Genomic DNA, 22,815 nt, shown 5'->3' on the forward strand with positions numbered 1-22,815 from the left:
GTCACGCTTTAATCATGACACCTACTCAATACGCAGACCAATAATAGCAGGAATGCCTTGGCGTATAACTTCTATAGTGACCACGCCTTTTTTAGGAAGAGATGAGATAGCACCTGAAAAGTCTGCCACTGTTTTAATCGGCTTTTGATGAAAGTTAGTAATAACATCACCTGCTAGAATACCTGAGCGCGCGGCCAATCCAGTGGGATCCACTGTGGTAACCAATATGCCCGTTTTATTATCGACTGCGATTTCTGCTTGTTCATCTGCCGTCAAATCTCGTAAACGCAAGCCCAACTGTACATCGTCATTTTGCTCATCACCGCTCTGTGCTCTTACATCATTGGGCGCATAAGCGAGCTTGCCGTTAATCCCCATCTGCTTACCGTTACGCTGAATCCGTGCACGGAAAGAGTCGCTTGGACGCGCTCGATTGAGCAAGTTCAGCAAATCGGACGCCTCCATGATTTGTACATCATTGTATTGCAAAATGATGTCACCAGGTTTTAGGCCTGATTTTTGTGCTGGTGAATCTGGTGATACACGAGTCAGTAAAGCACCTTGAGGGCGTTCTAAATTATAAGCCTCGGCCAGATTACGATCGATATCTTGTGGATAGATTCCTAGATATGCACGCGCCACTTCACCATCATTTTTTAGCTGCTCATAAATATCCATGGCAGCGTCAATAGGGATAGAGAATGACAGCCCCATATAACCGCCGGTACCACTAAAAATGCGCGAATTGATACCAATCACTTCGCCGCGCTGATTAAATAGTGGTCCGCCAGAGTTACCCGGGTTTAATGCCACATCCGTTTGGATAAATGGCACGCTTGTCTCACGTGAGAAGCTACGCGACTTGGCACTGACAATACCAGCAGAGGCTGAGTAGTCAAAACCAAATGGCGAACCGATTGCTAATACTGGTTCCCCTACTTTTAGACCACTTGAGTCGCCGATAGGCAGGGCTGGAAATTGATTGCCTTCAACTTTTAGCACGGCCACATCTGAGCGCTCGTCACTACCGACCAAAGTTGCATCAAGCTCGGTTCTGTCATTAAGCGTCACAGTGATTTTGTCCGCACCTGCGATGACATGATGGTTGGTCAGCATATATCCATTAGAGGTAATAAAAAAGGCCGTACCATAAGCATGTTCAATCGCTGGCGTCGCGACTCGATCAGGGATACGTAGACGATCACCAAAGAACTGACGCAACACTTCAGCAGTCTGAGCCTTAGCAAGCTCGGCTTCACTAATCGTTTTGGTGACATTGACGCGTGCTACTGCTGGCGTGACTTGTTGCACCAAACCAGAGAAATCAGCCGTAGTGACTGCAGCCTGAGCACTGTTTATCGTCGTGACATTAATACTAGCGAACATCGCGGTACTAACAGCAAGTGCCAGCGCACTACGTTGTAACCAGCGCTGCATATTGGCAGTGGTCTGTCCTTTGAACATATTGATAGGCATTTTGTGTCCTCCATATGAGTAATCGCTGTTATTAACAGCCACGTTATGATTGTCAGCGATAGTGACTACACCTAGCGGCATGCCCCTATTCGTTACTATTCGGTGAATTATATTCTTTTATCTATTTATCTTGTCTATTTATGCGGCGCAGCACCTTTATTCGAACTTATTGTCATAGCTATTTAACCATTACTTTACGCTTATTGTTAACACTACTCATTACTTGAATATTTATAGAGTGCCTGTCTTTAGAAGATGGTTAATAGTGTAGAACATGATTAATAGTGTCTTATAAAAATAAACCATGTCAGCAATCAGTATATGACATTTCATGGCGCTAACACTATTATCCTGTGCGCGACGTGCATGCCCCACGCAGCTACTGTATGATAAATAAAAACTTAAAGTATTATGTTGAGGCTTTTTACATAGTGCAGGATAACCCAAGACAACGTTATTTCATACGGGCTTCGTATACTTTCGTGGCCGTAAGATAGCTTTTTAGCAGGTACGGCTTACATCAGCTTGAAATAAAATCATGGTATGATGTCAAACCAAATATTTTACTAAACAAACAAAAGTTAGCTTGTATATAAGACTGTTTATTGCAGGTTTATAAACTGGCTATCATCACTCTTGTTTTCCATCTTTTGCATTTCTAGCGTATTGTGATTTATCTAGAAGCGCTTTTGTCTTTGCTACTTTATAGTAGTTATATCATATCTAGCTTACGTTGTGATTCATAAGGGCTATCAGTGCGGTGGTCTAGCTACAACAGAAACGGATAACAACTTATTGTTAAATAAACGGTAGCAACTATCTTATAACAGCTATCGATAGATATAAAATATGACAAGATTATAAAAGGATTAATTTATGGATACCGCCCTTTTGCTATCCGGCGTGGTTGGGATTGGCATTGCCGCCCAATGGTTGGCTTGGTATTTAAAGCAACCATCCATTTTATTTTTATTACTGATTGGTATTATCGTCGGCCCAGTGCTGGGTGTATTTGACCCAGACTTGGTGTTGGGCGAGCTGATGTTCCCTTTCATCTCTTTGGGCGTAGCGATTATCCTATTTGAAGGATCGTTAACGCTAGAGTTCGATGAGATTAAGCAACATGGTACCGTGGTACAGATGCTAGTATCGGTCGGTGTACTGATTACGATTGCTATCGTGGCCCTATCGACTTATCTACTATTCGATGTCGACCCATTGATTGCGTTGCTGTTCGGTGCACTAGTCTGTGTGACTGGTCCGACAGTCATTATGCCGCTGCTGCGTAGTGTACGCCCCAACAAAACCATCTCCAACATTTTGAAATGGGAAGGTATTATCATTGACCCAATCGGCGCTATCGCTGTGGTATTGGTCTATGAGTACATTATCTCAGGCGGCGAAGCCAGTAGTATTCTACTGTTTGCTAAGATTGTCGTATTGGCAACAGCAATGGGTATGGCGGGCGCTTGGCTACTTGCCTTCCTCATGCGCCGTCATATGATTCCTGAGTTTTTGCGTAATGTTTTTACTCTAGCATTTGTACTGGTGTTATTTTCAATATCAAATCATCTAGAGCATGAGTCAGGTCTATTGACTGTCACAGTATTGGGCGTGGCACTGGCGAACTGGCCAAAATTCCCACGTGAGACTATTCTAGAGTTCAATGAATCGTTAACCATTTTGCTGATTTCAGTGCTATTCATTATTCTGGCGGCGCGTGTAGAGTTGGCAAGCTTGCTCAGCGTTGGTTTTGCAGGGCTAGTGCTGCTCGCTATCGTGATGTTTGTCGCACGTCCATTATCAGTCTGGGCATCAGCTATCGGCTCTAACCTTAAGACCAATGAAAAGCTGATGATTAGCTGGATTGGGCCACGTGGTATCGTTGCCGCTGCAATCTCATCACTGTTTGCGATTCGTTTGCAAGAGTATGATATTCAAGGCGTAGAGCTGCTTGTACCTCTGGTATTTATGGTCATTATCGGTACGGTCATGATTCAGGGTCTAGGTGCAAAAGTCGTCGGTAATTTACTTGGCGTACGTGAGCCTGAGACCAACGGTATCCTTATCGTCGGCTCAAACCCAATTGCACTATTGATTGCTACCTCTCTCAAAGACCAAGGCTTCGACGTCATCGTTGCGCACAATAACTACACCAATATTGCACGCGCACGCATGAGCGGTCTGCGTACTTACTTTGGTAATCCTATCTCTGATCACGCAGATCATCATCTAGATCTGATCGGTATTGGTCGCTTGTTTGCGATGAGTATGGACAAAGAAATGAATACGTTGTCCGAGATTCACTATCGTCATGAATTTGGCGAGCGTAAGCTATACCGTCTTAAATTCAGTGATGAGAAAGTCAAAAGCGAGCGTGATGACAAGCAATCTAACTTCCATTCACAGTGGTTGTTTGGCAAAGATGTGACCTATACCAAGCTTGCCAGTATGTTGTCCAAAAAAGCTCGAATTAAGATTACCAACATCACGGATAGCTATAGCTTTGAGCAGTATAAAGCCGACAATAAGCAATTTGTACCGCTATATACCGTCGACAAAGAAGGCAAACTGCACGTCATCACCGATAAGTTTGACGGTACTGTCCCTCGTGACCGTAAGCTTATATCGCTAGTGGTAGACGATGAAGTACAGCCGAAGCCAGTCGATGTAACGCCTAAGCAAGAGCAGGCTCGCATGGCAGCTGATGCTAACTTTGAGTCTAACTCAAAAGCCCCTGAAAAGCGCAAAGAGCAGGAGCCTAGCCCTGATGACAGTCAGACAGCAGCGCCAGAGTCTTCGGTAGATAGTGACAAAAATGATGAGCAAAACACTGCCAATCAGTCATCAACTACTCAAAGCAGTAGCACCGAGACTAAGTCACCTTCTAGCACTACTGTAGAGAAAAGTGAGCCAGTAGAAGAGCCAAAAACGTCTGCTACGAATGTGGATAATAAAGGCGTCATGTCTGCAAATTCGACAGCGACTTCGAAGACCAAAACCTCTACGAATAGTAATGGCAATGGTAGTGCGCCCAAAAACAAAAAAGGGGCACTTGACCCAAACCGTCTACCTGACTCTGCTCAGGATAACGACGCCTCTATCGCTACTACTGAGGGTGTAAAAGTAGATAAAATAGATGACAAATAACGTGCATAGTTATCTGCTTTATTGATTTAAAGATGAAATATTTACCTTAACAAAAAGCCCCAGCATATTGCTGGGGCTTTTTATTGGTGCTAACTGACTGTCTAACTAACTAACTAACTAACTATCGATTACATCTAACTGCCTTATAAATCTACAAACCTACTTGGCAAAACCTAATTATTTGATATCGAATCTATTCATAACCGTCTGCCATATACGCGCACTCACATCATCCGTACTGCCCGATGCATCAATACGCTGTATACGTTCAGGATACTCGCTCGCAAGCTGGCTAAAACCAGTATGCACCCAAGTAAAAAACTCGGTAGCCTGCTGCTCAAAACGATCTGCCGCACTGCGCTTGTTGGCACGTTTCATACCCTCTGCTACTGGCAAATCCAACCACAATGTCAGCTCAGGAAGCTGCGCCACAAATTGTTTGATAAGCATATCGATTTTGCCACGTACCAACTCGTCGCCATACGCACGCCCAAAGCCCTGATACGCAATAGTAGAATCGGTAAATCTATCACATATTACCCAAGTACCATTTTGGAGCGCTGGTAAGATGACTTGCTGCATATGATCACAGCGCGCCGCAAACAATAGTAGCAGCTCGGTATCGTCTTCGATATCCGTCGCTGGGTCCAATAATATGTCACGCAATTGCTCAGCAAATGGGCTACCACCGGGTTCACGAGTACGTAGATATGAGATGCCATTTGCTTCTAACCGCAAACACAGCTGTTCAATCGCGGTGGTTTTGCCCACGCCTTCAGTCCCTTCAAAACTAATAAAGCGGCCTAAAGTCGGTGCCGTCTCCGTATTTGAAGCACTTGATTCAGGTAGATTCGATGGTGGTGTGTTGGTATGTGACGGTGTTGCGCTGGTGTGCATAGATACTGACATGATATGACCTTATGTCATTGATGAGCGCTACCTCTACTTTGTAGCACTCAATAAACGATAAGTTTTTTAAGAGGATTAAGAAGGAGTATTACTGCGGCGGCGTTTGAGATTTTTTCTCACGCATGACACTGAGATAGTCTTTTACCGCTTGATTATGCTCAGCCAAGCTGTTGGTAAATTTGTGCCCGCCAGTGCCCGTTGCCACAAAATACAACGCTTCACTATCGGCAGGATGTAAAGTCGCTTCGATAGAGGCCGCTGATGGTAGCGCAATTGGCGTTGGCGGTAAACCATCAATTTGGTAGGTGTTGTAAGACGTTTTTTCATTGATGTCTTTGCGGCGGATATTGCCATCATAACGACTGCCCATACCATAGATGATGGTCGGGTCCGTCTGCATACGCATGTTTTTATTTAAGCGATTTCTAAATACGGCAGAGACTAAAGGACGTTCATCAGCAACGCTGGTCTCTTTTTCGATAATAGACGCCATGACTAGCGCTTCATATGGACTCTTGTAAGGCAGATTCGGCGCACGATTTTCCCATGCATCAGTCAGTACCTGCTGCTGACGCTTATACAAGTCAGTCAGTACTTTTTTATCGCTGGTTCCTTCACCATAATAGTAGGTATCAGGCGCGAACCAACCTTCAAGATTATAGTTAACAATCGGGTCACTGCTATTAGCCACACTATCTGGCAATACACCCGTCAAATCTAATGCTTGGGCGATACTGGCATTGTCACTATCTGCGGTCAGTACTTCTTTTTCGATTTTGTCATTATCACGCAGCGCTTGGTAAAGGTCTTTAGATGTCTTGCCTTCGATGATCTGTACCTTGACCATAGCCGCTTTTGCGCCTTGACCTAGTATCTGTAGCGCCTCAGCAATAGTCGGGTTTTCGGGCAGTTGATACGTACCAGCATGCAACGGCGCATCGACTTGTGATTTGATATATAGCTTGGCCACGCCTGCCGAAAACAACGGAATCTGCTGCTGCCACTGCGGTAGTAGACCATAATACGTCTGACCTGGCTCAATCGTGACCATTTGCTGCGGCTGCTCGATACGACCAAACAACGTCTGATAAACCATGACTAAGAAAAATGCAGCAATAAGCCCCAACACTAGCAGCACTTGATAGCCACGTTGCATAAAAAACGATGGGTTATTGACTTTATATTGACGCGGTTTACTGTTACCACTGATAAGCGAGACGTTGGTTGCTGGCGTTGCTGATGTGTCTTCCACCTCATCTACCACTGGTTGCGCGTCCGGCAGCGTGGTATCGACACGCTCCTCGACTGTGCCATCTTGCTTGTTTGACGGCGACTCATTGGGACGTTCAGGTGGTATATTGGGTGTAGGCTTGCTCATGGCAACTCGCGAGGCAGATGTTTGCTAGAATTTAGCACTGAACCGTGCGATTTTCAATGGTATTTGCTTAGCTTATGAATTATCTTGCTATTGATAGCAGTTTATATGGCTTAATACTTAGGTGTTTTTTTCAGTATTCTCAGCTTATCTATTAATAATGAAAATATCTTATGAACATACATTTTAACCAAAGTCTTGCCAAAAACTATCACTCTGAACCTCAAAAAGTTCGTGTACTCAGCGAAGCATGGGTAAAAGAAAATAGTTACTGCACCAACTGTAGCGCCCAATCGCTAGCTGAGTTTGCTAATAACAAACCTGTTGCTGATTTTTATTGCGAAAATTGTAATGAGCAATATGAGCTAAAAAGTAAAAAAGCTAAGTTAAGCAATGTTGTCAATGATGGTGCTTATAAGACGATGATTGAGCGTATCAATAGTAAGGATAATCCCAGCTTCTTCTTTTTAACCTACTCAAAAGAATACACCGTCAATAATTTTCTAATTATTCCCAAGCATTTCTTTACACCCGATATTATTATTAAGCGTAAACCCTTATCAGTGACGGCAAAACGAGCAGGTTGGGTTGGTTGCAATATTGACTTACGCCAAGTACCCGAATCAGGCAAAGTGTTTTTGGTCAAAGACCAACAAGTTATACCGCGTGAAAATGTCACCCAACAGTTCCAAAAGACTTTGTTTTTACGCAAACAATCTATGGCTTCACGCGGTTGGACACTCGATGTCTGGCAATGTATCGATAGGCTTGATACTCACTTTTCGCTAAAGCAGGTTTATGGTTTCGCTGATGAGTTGCAGCTCAAACATCCTGAAAACAACCATGTAAAAGATAAGGTCCGCCAACAGTTACAAGTATTACGAGATAAAGGCATCATTGAATTTGTAAGCCGTGGTCATTATCGAAAATTATACTAAACTTATCAATTGTCCCAAAGTGGTAAATTTGCGCTTGATACCAGAATTTCATAAAACCTATGCGGAACATAGTCTTTTTCTAACTCACCATGTAGTAGAAATAAAGAACTTAAGTCATCTTCAAAGCAATTACTGACTTTATTCTTCACATATTTGTTCCAGTCTATAAGCAATCCTAGTGGTGTTCGAACAGATCTAGTGAAGGGCTGCCCTTTGACAGTAATCTGGCACATTGAATAATCACTCTTTATTGGAACATTAAAATCGTATTTAATGCCTTCCTCTGATATATACGAATATTCAAACACACTACCGTAAGCAACATACTTCTTACTTTTGCTAAAATACATAACACTAAATGCTAGTTGCGATTTAGTATCTACATAGACATTTTCATAAGGATATTGTTTTGCTTTAAGACAAATTTCACTAAATATCATCAATCGACGTACTTGTAGTGGGATTCGTTTATCTTCATAGACTGAACTCATTCGATTTTATCCTTTTAAAAGAAAGGATCATTGATCGATTTGCTTTATGACACAAGTCTGCGTAACAAAAGACGATCACTTCTTTCGAGGGCTTTTGCTAATCTACTTGCTATAAATGACTGAAGTGATATATGAGAATCGAGTGTAAATATAATAAGAAAAGATAAAAAGGCAGCACAAACCTTTCAAGTTGAAATTGTCGAAACATTAAGCACTATCGTGGATGTTGTCGCAGAAGATGAGCAAAGTGCGCTTTTGAAAGCGCAAGAGATGTATGGAAATGAGCAAGTGGTTTTATATCCAGATGATTTTATTGATACCCAATTCAATATCTTTCAATAACAGCTAGGCAGATTCAAGATCCACAACCTCACCTGACAATAACGTCAGACTGCTCATTGGCATGATACCGCGCAGTGCATTGCAAAAGAATAAATGCGTTAATTTAGGTAAATCCTCATCTTGTAGCGACCTGATTATGACTGGATATTGCGTCGTGGATAGCGCATCTATAATTACTTGACGCATGACGCCAGCAACACCCGATTGAGCCATAGAGGGTGTGTACCACTGGCCAGTGGTTAGGTAGTTTTCATTATCTTTATGAACGCTAGAGGTGGTTTTGGATTCTGATAGTGGCTCTTCTGCCAATTGATAGAATACATTACTCATCGTACCCTCGACCCACTGCCCGTTCATATCGCGTAGCAGACCTTCACCAAGTGTTGAAGCAAGCTTTGATACTAATGGATCAGCTTTTATCTGTTGTAGCTCACCACTAGCGAGGACATTATCTAAACGATTAAGACTCTTGAGACCTGCCAGCGATGGCGGTAAGCAAGCAATCTGAGAAGACAAACATATTGCCGAAGCATAAGGTTGGATGGGTACCAAGTTTCCATTAGGCAAAGACAATTGCAGCGCGGTAGAAACTCGCATTGCGGTAGCCTTTAACCATATCTCACAGTCGCTACCATCTGCACTAGGTGTATAGCCATAACCGCGCACATCCTGCGCAGCGCGGGTGACTACTAGCTTTAGCATACCTTGCTCTAACTGCTGGGCATACAGTTGCAGTACAGCTAATAACTCTTCGCTATTTGTGTTTAGCTGCAAGGCTTCAGCATGAGAGACAAGTCGCTGATAATGATAGTCTGACCACAGTATCAATCCATCGATGACACCCATGGTGGTAAAGAACCCATCAGCGTATGCCAGTCCGCGACTATCTAGTGACATGGTTACCGTTTGGCTAGTCGACCTATTATCTTCAGTCAAACTGCTGACTGGTGGGTACAGACACACCCAACCGTTTGGCACTGACATCGTATCGGTCATGATTTAGCTATTGTCTGTTTGAGCGGCGGCTTTATTGATAACCAGCATGCAGCTATAAAACTCGCATTTTGCCAGCTCTATTTTTTGTCCACCGACGATTCTGTTTTTGATGATTTGGCTATTGAGCATATCAGCAACCATTTTACCGCCATCATCACCCATCAATTGACGCGATAGCTGATAGGCTTTTTTGGCGTGGTTTTGGCTCAGCTCTTTTTCTTTGTCTGTGTCAGTAGGATTGGCATAGTACCAGCCTAGCTCTAGATATTTTTCAGAGTCGATGATATCTAGATAAGGCGCGTCCGTTTTCATAAAGCGATATTTTGCCGCTGGATTACTGGCATAGTCTAGGCTGTTTTCGTCAGTGCTCATCACTTCGCCAAACACAGATTTTATATTATCTAACTCATCTACAGCGAGCGACTCAACCTTATCCGTACCCCATGCTGCGACATCATATCTTACTGGCGTACCTTGCTGAGCAGTGGCGCCATCTAGGTCAGGATTGTTTGCACTGTCCTGTACTGGCTCATTCGTTGTTGCCTGCTCAGTGGTCTCAGCATCTGGATTTTGAGCATCTTCTTTGGTGCTGTCACAGCCACTGAGCGTCACACCAACTGCCATTATCGTACCGACTAGAAGGGTCTGTAGGTTAGGATTCCACATGGATAATTTACTCACACTTTTAGATTGATCTCGAAATAGTATTAACGAGCTGGCAGGAACGCCGCTGATAACGAATAGTTTTCAATAAAGAGCACATTTCACAAATATTATAATCTAGCAGTCATTACAGCATATTGATATAGGTTGCCATATTTTATAGTTTACCCAACTGCTCAGCACTTGACTACCTTTTACGTTACGCGGAGCACTCCCCGAGAGTACAGATTTGTTAAATATATGACGTACTAAAACAGTCTTCTCTTTAGTAGGAAGTAGAAAACTACTTGCGCGTATTTTGCGTATGTTTGCCTCAATGTCAGAATTTATCTTTAAAGGCGATAGGGGAGCCTCTGACTAACGCTGTCACTTTCTAATCATTGATTGGTGATGGCCTCTTGGTTTGTCAATTATAGCGTTATCCCTTATGATGATTGAGCGCTACTTATTGCTTCTTTGATAGTATTTCTATTCTCTAGCCAGCGGACTATTTATGACCCAACACTTTATCGTTATTGGCAATCCAATCGCCCATAGTAAATCTCCCGAGATTCATGAGCAGTTTGCTATTCAAGCAGGGATTGATATTAGCTATCAGCGTCAGTACTGTCCTGATGATGCCGCCAGTTTTACAGCTGTCGTTGAGGCGTTTTTTTGCGGTGGTGGTTTGGGTGCCAATGTGACAGTTCCTTTTAAACAAGTGGCTTATGACTGCTGCGCGGCGCGTGGTGGTTTATCAGAACATGCCAAGACGGCAGGTGCGGTCAATACGTTACTGTTGAACAAAGCACTATTAGAAAGCGGCGTACCCATCACCGAAGCACTCTATGGTGATAACACAGATGGTCAAGGACTTATCAATCACATTACGAGTATGGACTGGCCGCTGACCGATGCTCGTGTAGCGTTAATAGGTGCAGGTGGTGCTGCTCGTGGCGTAATATTGCCATTATTTGAAACCGGTATTAACTCTCTCACGATTGCCAATCGTACCGTGAATAAAGCGACTGATTTAATAAAAGAGCTAAGTGACGCCAGTCCAATCATTGCAGCAAAGCAAATTGAGAGCTGTGCTACTAGTGAATTGAGCGGTACCTTTGATATTATTATCAACGCTACCTCTATTGGCTTGTCAGGTGATACCTTACCGCTAGATGATGCTCTAAACTGTCAATACGCTTACGACATGATGTATGGTCGTCCGCTACCGTTCTTGCAACATTTTGCCGCTCGTGGCGCACAGATCTCTGAAGGCTACGGTATGCTTATCGGTCAAGCTGCTTTAAGTTTTGAGCGTTGGACTGGGCATACTATCGATGTCGCACAAGCGACAACAGCGTTAAATAAAGACCGTTAATCAAAGAGAAATCTTTGTAAAGCTATGCTATTAACTAAAACGTAGTAACAGCCAATTTTCAAAACGGCGCAGCGGTACACGCAATCGCGTAGAGTGTATCGCTAGACCACCACTCAATCCAATCATGCAACCGAGTGCCGTATCAATCATACGCGCTTGAATAACCTCCCCAACGACTGGAGGCACTGACATCGTACTACCATACTCAGCGATAAATATCGTCAGCGGCGTGATAAATATTACCGCCAGTCCATAATGCCGATCCACAAATGATTCAATCAAAAACATCATACACAGTATCGCGATAGCGATACCCCATCCTGATAATCCCCAAGACAGCATCCAGCCCGCCACGCCCATGCCAGCCAATGTACCCAATAAACGATGCAACTGTTTGATCCACATGGTTCGTAGCTGCATACCTTGGATGATAATAAAGCAACTCATCGCTGCCCAATATGGATAAGGCAGCTCTAACAGAACGGCAACGACCAATGCTAAACTGACGAAACTTACCACGATAAGACTATCGCTAATCATATCAGGCTGATAGTCATAAACAGGTACAGAAGCAACAGGACGCGTCGCCAATAAGAACAAACTATAGAGTAGCGCTAGCAACATCGAGGAGCCACTACCCAATATCACAAGCCCTATCGCTGAGAGTACTTGATCAATCGGTACGGGTATAAATAGCGCAATCGCACCCGCCATTAACACAAACAATCCCGCTGGTGGTGGTTGCCGATAGTAACGACCTAGCATCACTACGCTAATGCCAATCAGCATAAACACGGGTAGCCGAAGTACTGGCAATAGCTGCGCGATCAGACCCAATGCAAAGCTCAGGATCATCGCAAACCCCCAAGCCATGACCGTCACTAGCCGATGTGGTAGCCCGCCTGCAAATGGTAGGTTTAAAATAATCATTGAGCCTAGCGAGGCTTTGATGCCTGAAGACAAGTCACCAAAATAAGCTCCTACAAACACTGGAAAGCTAATCGCAATCGCCGCAATGATTGGCATATGCCATGGTCGCTGACTGCGATTGACTGTCAGTAAATGACTTAGCTCACCATCGATTAACCACTTGATATGAGTTAATAGTGCGCTTAACCGAGAGGCTCGCTGTTGCTTTTTTAAGGTGCTCATAAATGGCTTTTCCTATTTGATAAGTCCATTTGTCTCTGAATTTAGATGAGTCTACATAGCCCTTTATAGAATAATTTCAAGCGAAGATACAATTTACCTATACAAACTAAAATGAATTAATAACATAATTAATCATGAATAATAGTTATTAGTTGTATATTTGTCGCTGTAGAAGATTTATAATCATATCAACGCCCTAACAGCTGTCCGTCGCTAAAGACGTTCTAATAACTAATATACTAGAAAGCTGTCCACTAATAACTCACTTGATGACTAATATAACGTCTAGCTCATCTAAAATAAGTAAATATCGCTTACATAAGTTGTGACTCAAATATTGCGCCATAAATCTATGATAGCGAACTAACCAAAGAGAGCGATTATGTTAACTTACAAAGCCCCCTTACGTGATATCAAATTTTTGATCAATGATGTGTTTGACTATCAGACGCATTATAAAAGCTTAGACAACGGCGAAAACGCTGATCCTGAAACTGTAGATATGATTCTACAAGGTATGGCTGATTTTGCTGAAAACGTCATTGCCCCGCTCTATCAATCAGGTGGTGAAGAAGGCTGTCATTTTGAAGATGGCGTCGTGACCACGCCAAAGGGCTTCAAAGAGGCTTATGACCAGTTTGTAGAAGGCGGCTGGCAAGGTATCTCATATCCTGAAGAATTCGGTGGTATGAATCTGCCAACGTCAATCAACCTTATTAAAGCTGAAATGATCGGTACTGCTAACTGGTCATGGTCGATGTATCCTGGTCTATCAACAGGTTGTATCAACACGCTGCTTCAGTACGGTACTGATGAGCAAAAAGCACTGTATTTACCTAAGTTGGTCGAAGGCTCGTGGGCAGGTACCATGTGTCTGACTGAACCACAATGTGGTACGGATTTGGGTCAAGTTAAATCAAAAGCCATTCCACAAGATGACGGTACCTATAAAATCAGCGGTACCAAAATCTTTATCTCAAGCGGTGAGCATGACTTAACAGATAACATCGTTCATATCGTTCTAGCACGTCTACCAAATGCACCTGAAGGCACACGCGGTATCTCACTATTTATCGTACCAAAATTCACGCCAAACGCTGAAGGTGAAGCTGGCGAGCGCAATGCCGTAGTTTGTGGTTCAATTGAGCACAAAATGGGCATCAGCGCATCTTCGACGTGTGTATTGAACTTCGACGGCGCAGTCGGCTACCTAATCGGTGAACCGCATAAAGGCCTAAAAGCTATGTTCACTTTTATGAACACGGCTCGTATCGGTACTGGCATCCAAGGTCTGGCCCATACTGAATTGTCTTTCCAAAACGCCTTGCCATATGCCAAAGAACGCCGTTCTATGCGTACGCTATCTGGTACTAAAGATCCTGAAAAAGTAGCTGATGCTATTATCCATCATGCCGACGTACGCCGTATGCTACTGACGCAAAAAGCCTTTGCTGAAGGTGGTCGCTCAATGATTTATCATTCAGCACGTTATGCCGACAAAATGGCACAAGGTATCGTTAATGGCGATGATGAAGAGTTCGAAAAATGGGATGACAAATTGGGCTTCTATACGCCAATTCTAAAAGGCTTCTTAACTGAGCTAGGTATCGAAGCTGCCAAGCATGGTCAGCAAGTCTATGGTGGTCACGGCTACATCAAAGAATGGGGCATGGAGATGATCGCTCGTGATGCTCGTATTGCGACGATGTACGAAGGGACTACTGGCGTACAAGCACTTGATCTACTAGGTCGTAAGGTTATCTTGCAGTCTAAAGGTAAGATTATCCGTGATTACACCTCTAGCATCATGAAATGGTGTGGCGAGTACGCACTCGATAAAGAAATGCGTAAATTCGTTTGGGCACTAACCAAGCTATGTGCTGAGTGGAACACCTTGACGGTACGCTTGATGCTGATGGCACGTAAAGATCGTGAAATTATCTCAGCGGCGTCAGATGATTTCCTAATGTACTCAGGCTATGTGATGATGGGTTATCACTGGGCTCGTATGGCAGCAGTCGCTTACGAAAAGCTAGAAAATGGTGGTACAGAAGCACCAGAATTCTACAAAGCAAAAATTCAGACTGCTGAATTCTACTTTGATAAGTTGCTACCACGCACGTCTGGTCACGCAGAAGCGATGGTTGCCCCAAGCGAAAGCATGACATCAATGGAAATCGATCACTTTGCGTTTTTAGACTAAAACTGACTAACATAGCATCGATAATCAATAAAAAAGCGCCTATTATTTAGACGCTTTTTTGTGCTTAACTGAAAATCTGCTTATACAGAATACACAGCAATGAGCTGTTTAAGGCGAGTACTGTTAGCTATCAAGCATCTTCTTATGATAGACCGCACTTATCTCTTCAACTTCTACACATATCTGCAATGCCGCACGTCCTGACTGCTCTGCACCTATTTTTTCCTCGATAGTAGCAACCAACAGTTCAGCCAACTGATCACGAGTGGCCGTATCGCGTCCGCTCATCAGCTTTAGGTGAGCATAAATAAATCCATTGGCCTGTTCATCGTCTTCAACACCAACTAGAAATGACTTAATAGGTACAATGCGGGCTTTTATATCAGTAGGCAGCTTAAACTGACCACTATCCCACAATACTTTGTTTAGCGATTTGAGCAGTAATTCTTCGTGAGCGATACTGACGTTAGGTGTCACTTGAATGGTTAAATGTGGCATGAGCATGTCCTTAAATGTAGATAAAAATTAATAGATAAGCTGGCGTATAAGTCTACGCCTTATTGCTATGGTCAATCTACAATAATCTTGCGCCAAAATATCTTCAATACAAGCAAAATCAATATAGATTACTCATAAATATGCTTAGCAAAATTACCGACATGGCGAATTTATAATATGCAGATGATAGCCACCGTATAACATTTTACTCATCAGTGATATCACTAAAGCAAGCATCAAGCGTCGCGGCCAACTGTGCAGGCGGCAATTCAATCTCTAGACCGCGGCGACCACCACTTACATAAATAGTGGCATGATCTTGAGCTGTGCTATCTATCACGGTTTTTAGTCGCTTCCTTTGACCCAGTGGACTGACACCGCCCAACACATAGCCTGTGCTTCGTTCTACTTGTTTGGGGTCAGCCATCTGTACTTTCTTGCAGGATAGCAATTTGTTAGAAGATAGCGCCTTGGCCATTTTTTTAAAATTCAGTGTTTTATCGACTGGTAATATCGCCACAGCGAGTACACCAGTATCGGTGGTCACTACTAAAGTTTTGAACACTTGTGTTACCACTACGCCAAGTTTTTCTGCGGCTTCTAAACCAAACGATGCGGCATTGCTGTCGTGAGTATATTCGTGTACTTGGTAATCAAGGTTACGTTTTTTGGCAAGATCGATAGCTGGAGTCATAAGTTTTAGGCTTAATAAAGTGAAATTGAAAAGTGGACGCTATATTTATGAGTCATCGGTGATAAAAATATATTATTACGCTAAATATATGAACTTTCAAATGTTTGAGCATTTCGTATAATTGGTCACTCACTACAGCGTAACCAAACCGTATTAATATTGGTAGTATATACAGACACTATATATCGCTTTGGTGGCTTTTATGGCATCATAAGCGCAACATATTTGACTATTTTTGATACTGATTATGATACCGAAGTTCCTAAAAAAACGGATTTTTAAAGCGCCGGTCGCGACTGATGGCACTGCTAAAGCTGATGGCGTCGCGACTTATAGCACTGTTGAAACTGACGGCAATGCAATCGCTACGAAGCCTTATTCTAATGCACCGATCAATCAGCTGTATCGTAAGCTGTCAGGTCAGATGCTCGATATCGCCGTAAAACCTAAGTTATTAGGCGAGCTACCTGAGTTCGACAATGATGATCAGACGCTAAGGTTTTATGTACTACAGGACTACTCTCGTTCCAACAGTATTCTGATTGACTTGCAGACGCAAGAGCATAACTTACCGCCTGCACTGGTTGGAGTAAATGATGCCGCCCATAATATTAAAGAAAATGCGGCCATCATATTTTTGAATCATCCAAGTGCCAAAGACAGCCAGTTGTCTCCTCGCCTTTCTCGCTTAGTATCTGCTGTATTACAATACCCCGAGCTAAAGGTACGTCTAGTGCCCGTATCGATTCTGTGGGGGCGCGCACCTGAAAAAGAAGATTCTCTATTTAAACTGTTGACTGCTGACAACTGGCAAGACCCTAGCATTACCAAGCAACTATTTAATATCGGGGTGATGGGCCGCGACACTTTTGTACAGTTTCACCCACCGCAAGACTTACGTACCATCATCAATGATAATCTTAAAGGCGACGTGGAAGGACCTGCTACCTTTGATTCGGTCGCTACAGATGCCCTTAAAGCAGATTTAACCGCGACGGATTCAGTCGATACAGAGTCAACGGCTACTAACAGTGATTCCTCAGCTGACGCTGAGCAGACACCAAGCTATGCGCTAGTCGCATCGGCTGATAGTAATCGTGAACTGGTTCGTATGTTGCAGCAGCAATTGTCAATTTATTTAGATAAACAGCGTGCCAGTATGCTTGGCCCTGACCTATCAGATAGACGCAACTTGGTAGATAAGCTGGTGTACTCGCCAGCGATCAAACATGCGATCGAGATGGAAGCAGCCGAAAAAGGGACCAGCGTTCGAGAAGCTCGTAGTCAGGCTAGAGGCTATGCTAATGAGATGGTCAATGACTACTCTCATTCTATCATCCGTGGTTTTTACAAGTTTTTGACATGGTTGTGGACGCAGTTATATGATGGCGTAGAAGTTCATCACTTCGAGCGAGTACGTGACCTTGCGACCGATTACGAACTGATTTATGTGCCTTGTCATCGCAGCCATGTTGACTATCTATTACTATCTTATGTCATCTATAAACGTGGCCTGAGTATCCCTTATGTCGCAGCAGGTGACAATTTAGATGTACCTGTATTAGGCCCACTATTACGCGGTGCCGTTGCTTTTTATATTCGTCGTAGCTTCCGTGGTAACGCGCTATATACCGCTGTACTGCGCGAATATATGCATACCCTTATCGCGCGCAACACCCCGATTGAATATTTTATCGAAGGGGGTCGCTCACGTTCAGGTCGCCTGCTACCGCCGAAAATGGGTATGCTAGCGATGACCGTCCATAGCCAATTACGCCAAACCAATAAACCTGTGGTATTTATTCCAACTTATATTGGTTACGAGCGTATTATGGAAGGCGGCACGTATGTTGGTGAGCTAAAAGGTAAACCAAAAGAGTCAGAGTCTTTAATCGGACTACTCAAAGTTGGCCGCAAAATCGAACGTATCTTTGGTAATGTGCACTTGAGCTTTGGTACGCCGTTGCATCTTAGCGACTTTATGACAAAATTCGATGTGCCAGCCAATAGTTTGCCATCTGATCGTACTGACTCGCCGCTTGATGAAAAGACCAGCGCTATGGTTGATAACATCGGCGTGAAAGTCATGCAGCATATCAATAAAGCTGCAGTCGTCACTCCTGTCTCGCTACTGTCATTAGTTTTACTATCGGCACCGAAAGCGGCATTGGATGAAAATATTTGCCGTGAGCAAATTGCTTTGTATCAAGGTCTGGCTCAGCAGTTGGTCTACTCAGATGATACGGTTATCACTGATATGACGCCGCAGCAAATCATTGATTATGGTATCAAGTTAAAACTTATTGAGCGTACGCCGCACATCTTGGGTGATATCATTCAGGTCGCAGGTAAGCAAGCAGCATTACTCAGCTACTTCCGTAATAACATATTGCATGTCTTTATTTTGCTGTCATTCCTGTCTGCACTAGTCGCACGCAATGGACGTATCAAACGCAGCCGTCTCGATAGTATCGCTGAGCAGCTATATCCGTTCTTACAAAGTGAGCTATTCTTGTATTATCCAGCACATGGTTTAGCTGATACGCTCAATAAGAAGGTTGATAATCTGCTGTCTCATGGGCTCATCGTTGACTTAGGTGATGATACGCTCAGCGTTCCTGAGTCTAATAGTAAGCACTATCAGCAGCTGCAAGTGCTAGCCACTCCAGTTGGTCAAAGCCTTGAGCGTTATTTTATGACACTTGCCCTACTCGCTCAGCAGGGCTCTGGCAATTTAACTGAAAACGAAGTTGTTGACCTGTGTCACCTACTTGGACAGCGTTTGTCTGTGCTTTATGCAGATGATATTCCCGATTTCTTTGACCGCGCCTTGTTCACCAGTTTCATTAGTGCGCTGACTCGTCTTGACTATCTACAAAAAGACGATGAAACAGGCATACTGACTTTTGATCATCGCATTAACGATATCGCTCATCATGCTAAGTACGTACTAACGCCTGACATGATGCAAATCTTGCAGCAAGTCGCTAGTTTGGACGAAGAAGAAATCACTCACGCCATTACTGAGATTAGTAATAAAAAACAGCGTAAGTTTGGGCGTAAGCGTTAGTCTTAACAGCTGTCCATACTCTTTAAGATTTTAAGCTAAGCAAAAAAAGACCTCTAATAGTTAGAGGTCTTTTTTATTGAATTTCAATACACTAAACAGCCGTATTAGTTAGTAATTTTCTTATACTTGGCACGTTTAGGACTGGCGTCATCACCCATTGTCTTTTTGCGATACGCTTCAAACTCAGTATAGTTACCGTCGAACCAGACTGGGCCTTCTTCTTCGAATGCCAAGATATGAGTTGCGATACGGTCCAGGAACCAGCGATCATGCGATACGACCATTACTGTACCTGGGAATACTTGAATCGCATCCTCTAGTGCACGTAAGGTTTCGATATCCAAATCGTTTGATGGTTCATCGAGGAGCAATACGTTTGCACCTTGCTTTAGCGTTTTCGCTAACTGCAAACGGTTACGCTCACCACCTGATAATTGACCAACGTGCTTTTGTTGATCTGAACCTTTGAAGTTAAAACGTCCGATATAGGCACGGCTTGGCGTGGTGTAGTCGCCAACGGTAATGATATCAAGGCCGTCAGAAACTTCTTCCCATACAGTTTTGTTGTCATCTAGATGATCACGTACCTGACCCACATAAGCAACCTTGACACTTTCACCCAAATCAACTGAACCAGTATCTGGGGTATCGCGCTCAGTAATCATGTTAAACAGCGTGGTTTTACCCGCACCATTTGGACCGATAATACCAACGATACCACCAGCTGGTACATTAAAGCTTAGGTTTTCATACAGCAGACGATCGCCAAATGATTTAGAGATATCATTAATCTCAATAACCTTATTACCCAAACGTGGACCAGGTGGAATATAAATCTCAGAGGTCTCATTACGTTTTTGGAACTCAGTTGAGTTCAATTCTTCAAAACGCTGTACACGAGATTTAGACTTAGCCTGTTGGCCTTTTTGGTTTTTGCGAATCCACTCAAGCTCTTTTTTCAGCGCTTTAGCAAATGATTCTTCTTGCTTATTCTGCTGCTCTAGACGCGTGTTCTTTTGCTCTAGCCACTCAGTATAGTTGCCTTCATACGGATAGCCATGGCCACGGTCAAGCTCCAAGATCCACTGAGCAACATTATCCAAGAAATAGCGATCATGAGTAATGGCAACGATCGTACCACTGTAGTTCTGCAAGAACTGCTCTAGCCATGCCACAGACTCGGCGTCCAAATGGTTGGTCGGTTCGTCAAGTAATAGCATGTCAGGGCGCGACAATAGTAGACGGCATAGTGCCACACGGCGTTTTTCACCACCTGACAGTTTGCTAACGTCAGCATCCCATGGTGGCAGACGTAGCGCGTCGGCTGCTTTTTCTAGCTGGTTATTTAAGTTGTGCGCATCCCAAGACTGGATGATATCTTCCATCTTGCCTTGCTCTTCAGCAAGCTTATCAAAATCAGCATCAGGCTCTGCGTATTCAGCATAGATAGCATCTAGACGTGCTAGCGCATCTAACGCTTCGCGCATACCGTCTTCGACATTACCACGAACGTCTTTGCTATCATCTAGCTGTGGTTCCTGTGGTAGATAGCCAACTTTGGTACCTGCTTGCGCGCGTGCTTCACCACTAAACTCAGTATCCACGCCTGCCATGATACGTAGCAAGGTTGATTTACCTGAACCGTTGATACCCAAAACACCGATTTTGGCACCAGGGAAAAACGATAGGTTGATATTTTTTAGGATTTCACGCTTAGGGGGAACAAGTTTTGACACGTTGTTCATCGTGTAAATATATTGAGCCATTAACACTCCGATAGACTGCATAGAAGAGAACAGCAAATGCAACTCAGCGATGATGCCAAGCGTGCCGTACCTCAAAATCAGGGTTACAAATTATAGGTCATTATCGCATTGTGGCGCATACCCTGCAAGCTGACAGGTTGTTTTACCAGTTGTTTTACTGTTTTTGACAGCAGGCTATGCCTTTTGGCTATAAAACTCGCTTTAAAAAATAACTCAAGGAGTCTTATCTTAATGAACTAACTTAACATTTTGATTCATTAGCGTTTTATAAAGACCACAAAAAATAGCATCAAAACTTTCGCAAATTTAATCAATAGCCGTTAGCATGTTAGTGTGGCTTAACAAGGTCTAATGGTTCGATTATCAAAATCGATTGATCATCTGACCTTGTGCTTGTCTCAACACTCACTTTCATAGCAATCATACAGGTACTGATAATATGGCCAACGGCTATCGCCCTGAAATAGTTCAACGTGCGTTTGTCGATTTTATCGGATCGCGCTTACATCCGTTTTGGTCATTGATGACGCCCAAGCTACGCCTGATCGCTCGCTATACGTTAAGTGATGATTTGATAGCACTTCGTTTTGAGACCAATCGAGCTTTTAGGCAGCAGACTTCTGAGCTGATGGGTGGTTGGCAAGGCGGTCAATATCTTGATTTGCGCGTTTGTATTGATGGAGTTTATCACCAGCGTAGCTACTCGATAGTGGGCTTGGATCATCAACCCCTCTGGTGGCTCGACGATGCTACCGAGAGACATACGGCAGACCAACGTCATACGGTAACTATCGCGATTAAACCGCAAGGGTTGGTATCTAACCATTTAACCAAGCAAATGCCACTGGCTAGCGTCGTTGATACAAGCCTGCCACTTGGGCATTTCACTTTGGAACAGACCTCGATAGCAGCGCAGAACACCTCAAACGACAACAAACCTACTCCTTTGCTATTTATTGCTGGTGGTAGCGGTATTACGCCTATGCTCGGACTTATCAATCAAGCCCTGAGTAATGGACATCAGGTGACGCTATTGCATTACAGTCGAACTGTTTCATCCAAGCTGCAACATCAGTGGCAACAGCTGAGCGATGCATATCCAGACTTCATTTATCATCTAATCCATACTGAAGATCCGACTACCTATTTGGCTGGCGAACGATACTTGAGCGCAGAGGGTTTGTTATCACTTAATTTACCATTGGTAGATACCAAAATATTTGCGTGCGGTTCACAGGCTTTATTAGCTGGCTTATATAAAACAGTAAACGAGATTAGCGTGCTACAAAACATCCAGCTACGTGACAACATTATCGTAGAAAATTTCGGTAATGCATTGACTGATTTTGATGGCGACGGTAATCAGTTACTAGATAATGCACTACAGACAGAGTCGCATACGGTGTATTTACGATCACGGCAACGGCAGTTCGATAGCGACACTACATTACTCGTTGCTGCCGAAAATGCAGGTATACGACTAGCACATGGTTGTCGGCAAGGCATTTGCCAGTTGTGCCGCTGCAATAAAGTCAGCGGCGTGGTCAAAAATATTCAAACAGGGAAAGTGAGCGGGGATGGTTACGAGTCTATTCAGACTTGCATCAATATTGCCATAACTGATGTGGTTCTCGATGTTTAATGACTAATTTAATAGAACGACTGGCTCAATAGAAAACATATGCTAGACAACCTATGAGAAATAGAAGACAAGCGTTACTTTATAGGCTAAAAC

At 43.5% G+C, this 22,815-nt stretch carries 17 protein-coding genes; 7 read left to right on the forward strand and 10 right to left on the reverse strand.

The features are described 5' to 3' along the window. Positions 1-21: 21 nt before the first annotated feature. Positions 22-1,386 (reverse strand): Do family serine endopeptidase, encoded by a 1,365-nt coding sequence (locus ABFV72_RS04645; protein WP_431192078.1) that lies wholly within the window; start codon positions 1,384-1,386, stop codon positions 22-24. A gap of 966 nt (positions 1,387-2,352) precedes the next feature. Between ABFV72_RS04645 and ABFV72_RS04650 the strand changes: the two genes are divergently transcribed. Continuing rightward, positions 2,353-4,626, forward strand: coding sequence for a cation:proton antiporter (locus tag ABFV72_RS04650; RefSeq protein ID WP_347162615.1), 2,274 nt, complete (start codon positions 2,353-2,355; stop codon positions 4,624-4,626). Between the two features lie 177 nt (positions 4,627-4,803). Here the strand turns inward: ABFV72_RS04650 and tmk are convergent, their stop codons facing one another. Next, on the reverse strand, positions 4,804-5,523 hold the full coding sequence (gene tmk, locus ABFV72_RS04655) for a dTMP kinase (RefSeq protein WP_431192079.1): 720 nt from the start codon (positions 5,521-5,523) through the stop codon (positions 4,804-4,806). A 100-nt stretch (positions 5,524-5,623) separates the two neighbouring features. Then, positions 5,624-6,913, reverse strand: coding sequence for an endolytic transglycosylase MltG (gene mltG, locus ABFV72_RS04660; protein WP_347162617.1), 1,290 nt, complete (start codon positions 6,911-6,913; stop codon positions 5,624-5,626). A 170-nt stretch (positions 6,914-7,083) separates the two neighbouring features. Here mltG and ABFV72_RS04665 point away from each other — a divergent pair, with 170 nt between their 5' ends. Further along, positions 7,084-7,848: a DpnI domain-containing protein gene (locus ABFV72_RS04665; protein ID WP_347162618.1), complete on the forward strand. Its 765-nt coding sequence runs from the start codon at positions 7,084-7,086 to the stop codon at positions 7,846-7,848. 5 nt (positions 7,849-7,853) lie between these two features. Here the strand turns inward: ABFV72_RS04665 and ABFV72_RS04670 are convergent, their stop codons facing one another. Next, on the reverse strand, positions 7,854-8,339 hold the full coding sequence (locus tag ABFV72_RS04670) for a hypothetical protein (RefSeq protein ID WP_347162619.1): 486 nt from the start codon (positions 8,337-8,339) through the stop codon (positions 7,854-7,856). A gap of 195 nt (positions 8,340-8,534) precedes the next feature. Between ABFV72_RS04670 and ABFV72_RS04675 the strand changes: the two genes are divergently transcribed. Beyond that, positions 8,535-8,681: a DpnD/PcfM family protein gene (locus tag ABFV72_RS04675; protein ID WP_347162795.1), complete on the forward strand. Its 147-nt coding sequence runs from the start codon at positions 8,535-8,537 to the stop codon at positions 8,679-8,681. A gap of 3 nt (positions 8,682-8,684) precedes the next feature. Here ABFV72_RS04675 and ABFV72_RS04680 read toward each other — a convergent pair whose 3' ends face one another. After that, on the reverse strand, positions 8,685-9,677 hold the full coding sequence (locus ABFV72_RS04680) for an aminotransferase class IV (protein WP_347162620.1): 993 nt from the start codon (positions 9,675-9,677) through the stop codon (positions 8,685-8,687). Between the two features lie 3 nt (positions 9,678-9,680). Further along, complete coding sequence (locus tag ABFV72_RS04685) at positions 9,681-10,343, reverse strand: hypothetical protein (protein ID WP_347162621.1); 663 nt, start codon at positions 10,341-10,343, stop codon at positions 9,681-9,683. 490 nt (positions 10,344-10,833) lie between these two features. Here ABFV72_RS04685 and aroE point away from each other — a divergent pair, with 490 nt between their 5' ends. Beyond that, complete coding sequence (gene aroE / locus ABFV72_RS04690) at positions 10,834-11,697, forward strand: shikimate dehydrogenase (RefSeq protein ID WP_347162622.1); 864 nt, start codon at positions 10,834-10,836, stop codon at positions 11,695-11,697. A gap of 30 nt (positions 11,698-11,727) precedes the next feature. On the opposite strand, the gene ABFV72_RS04695 is transcribed toward aroE, so the two are convergent. Beyond that, on the reverse strand, positions 11,728-12,849 hold the full coding sequence (locus ABFV72_RS04695) for an FUSC family protein (protein WP_347162623.1): 1,122 nt from the start codon (positions 12,847-12,849) through the stop codon (positions 11,728-11,730). A 382-nt stretch (positions 12,850-13,231) separates the two neighbouring features. Between ABFV72_RS04695 and ABFV72_RS04700 the strand changes: the two genes are divergently transcribed. Next, positions 13,232-15,052, forward strand: coding sequence for an acyl-CoA dehydrogenase C-terminal domain-containing protein (locus ABFV72_RS04700; protein ID WP_347162624.1), 1,821 nt, complete (start codon positions 13,232-13,234; stop codon positions 15,050-15,052). Between the two features lie 123 nt (positions 15,053-15,175). On the opposite strand, the gene ABFV72_RS04705 is transcribed toward ABFV72_RS04700, so the two are convergent. Then, positions 15,176-15,550 carry a 5-carboxymethyl-2-hydroxymuconate Delta-isomerase gene (locus tag ABFV72_RS04705; RefSeq protein ID WP_347162625.1) on the reverse strand — a complete coding sequence of 125 codons (375 nt, stop codon included), beginning with the start codon at positions 15,548-15,550 and terminating at the stop codon, positions 15,176-15,178. Positions 15,551-15,755: 205 nt separating this feature from the next. Next, entirely contained in the window at positions 15,756-16,244 is a 489-nt protein-coding gene (ybaK, locus tag ABFV72_RS04710) for a Cys-tRNA(Pro) deacylase (protein WP_347162626.1), read from the reverse strand. Between the two features lie 424 nt (positions 16,245-16,668). Between ybaK and plsB the strand changes: the two genes are divergently transcribed. Then, entirely contained in the window at positions 16,669-19,314 is a 2,646-nt protein-coding gene (plsB, locus tag ABFV72_RS04715) for a glycerol-3-phosphate 1-O-acyltransferase PlsB (protein WP_431192080.1), read from the forward strand. 104 nt (positions 19,315-19,418) lie between these two features. Here the strand turns inward: plsB and ettA are convergent, their stop codons facing one another. After that, a complete protein-coding gene (ettA, locus tag ABFV72_RS04720) occupies positions 19,419-21,080 on the reverse strand; it encodes an energy-dependent translational throttle protein EttA (protein WP_057757965.1) in 1,662 nt (553 codons plus the stop codon). A 439-nt stretch (positions 21,081-21,519) separates the two neighbouring features. On the opposite strand from ettA, the gene ABFV72_RS04725 reads away from it, so the two are divergent. Then, complete coding sequence (locus tag ABFV72_RS04725) at positions 21,520-22,722, forward strand: flavin reductase family protein (protein ID WP_347162628.1); 1,203 nt, start codon at positions 21,520-21,522, stop codon at positions 22,720-22,722. Positions 22,723-22,815: the final 93 nt, after the last annotated feature.

Origin of the sequence: Psychrobacter proteolyticus, assembly GCF_039762275.1 — a bacterium.
Lineage (GTDB): Bacteria > Pseudomonadota > Gammaproteobacteria > Pseudomonadales > Moraxellaceae > Psychrobacter > Psychrobacter proteolyticus_C.

Excerpts from the sequence above, each read along its gene's own strand:
- ABFV72_RS04700 (WP_347162624.1), top strand. The coding sequence starts at position 13,232 with ATGTTAACTTACAAAGCCCCCTTACGTGATATCAAATTTTTGATCAAT.
- ybaK (WP_347162626.1), bottom strand. The coding sequence starts at position 16,244 with ATGACTCCAGCTATCGATCTTGCCAAAAAACGTAACCTTGATTACCAA.
- ABFV72_RS04650 (WP_347162615.1), top strand. The coding sequence starts at position 2,353 with ATGGATACCGCCCTTTTGCTATCCGGCGTGGTTGGGATTGGCATTGCC.
- ABFV72_RS04695 (WP_347162623.1), bottom strand. The coding sequence starts at position 12,849 with ATGAGCACCTTAAAAAAGCAACAGCGAGCCTCTCGGTTAAGCGCACTA.
- ABFV72_RS04670 (WP_347162619.1), bottom strand. The coding sequence starts at position 8,339 with ATGAGTTCAGTCTATGAAGATAAACGAATCCCACTACAAGTACGTCGA.
- aroE (WP_347162622.1), top strand. The coding sequence starts at position 10,834 with ATGACCCAACACTTTATCGTTATTGGCAATCCAATCGCCCATAGTAAA.
- tmk (WP_431192079.1), bottom strand. The coding sequence starts at position 5,523 with ATGCACACCAGCGCAACACCGTCACATACCAACACACCACCATCGAAT.
- ABFV72_RS04705 (WP_347162625.1), bottom strand. The coding sequence starts at position 15,550 with ATGCCACATTTAACCATTCAAGTGACACCTAACGTCAGTATCGCTCAC.
- mltG (WP_347162617.1), bottom strand. The coding sequence starts at position 6,913 with ATGAGCAAGCCTACACCCAATATACCACCTGAACGTCCCAATGAGTCG.
- plsB (WP_431192080.1), top strand. The coding sequence starts at position 16,669 with ATGCTCGATATCGCCGTAAAACCTAAGTTATTAGGCGAGCTACCTGAG.
- ABFV72_RS04665 (WP_347162618.1), top strand. The coding sequence starts at position 7,084 with ATGAACATACATTTTAACCAAAGTCTTGCCAAAAACTATCACTCTGAA.
- ABFV72_RS04645 (WP_431192078.1), bottom strand. The coding sequence starts at position 1,386 with ATGTTCGCTAGTATTAATGTCACGACGATAAACAGTGCTCAGGCTGCA.
- ABFV72_RS04685 (WP_347162621.1), bottom strand. The coding sequence starts at position 10,343 with ATGTGGAATCCTAACCTACAGACCCTTCTAGTCGGTACGATAATGGCA.
- ABFV72_RS04725 (WP_347162628.1), top strand. The coding sequence starts at position 21,520 with ATGGCCAACGGCTATCGCCCTGAAATAGTTCAACGTGCGTTTGTCGAT.
- ABFV72_RS04680 (WP_347162620.1), bottom strand. The coding sequence starts at position 9,677 with ATGACCGATACGATGTCAGTGCCAAACGGTTGGGTGTGTCTGTACCCA.
- ettA (WP_057757965.1), bottom strand. The coding sequence starts at position 21,080 with ATGGCTCAATATATTTACACGATGAACAACGTGTCAAAACTTGTTCCC.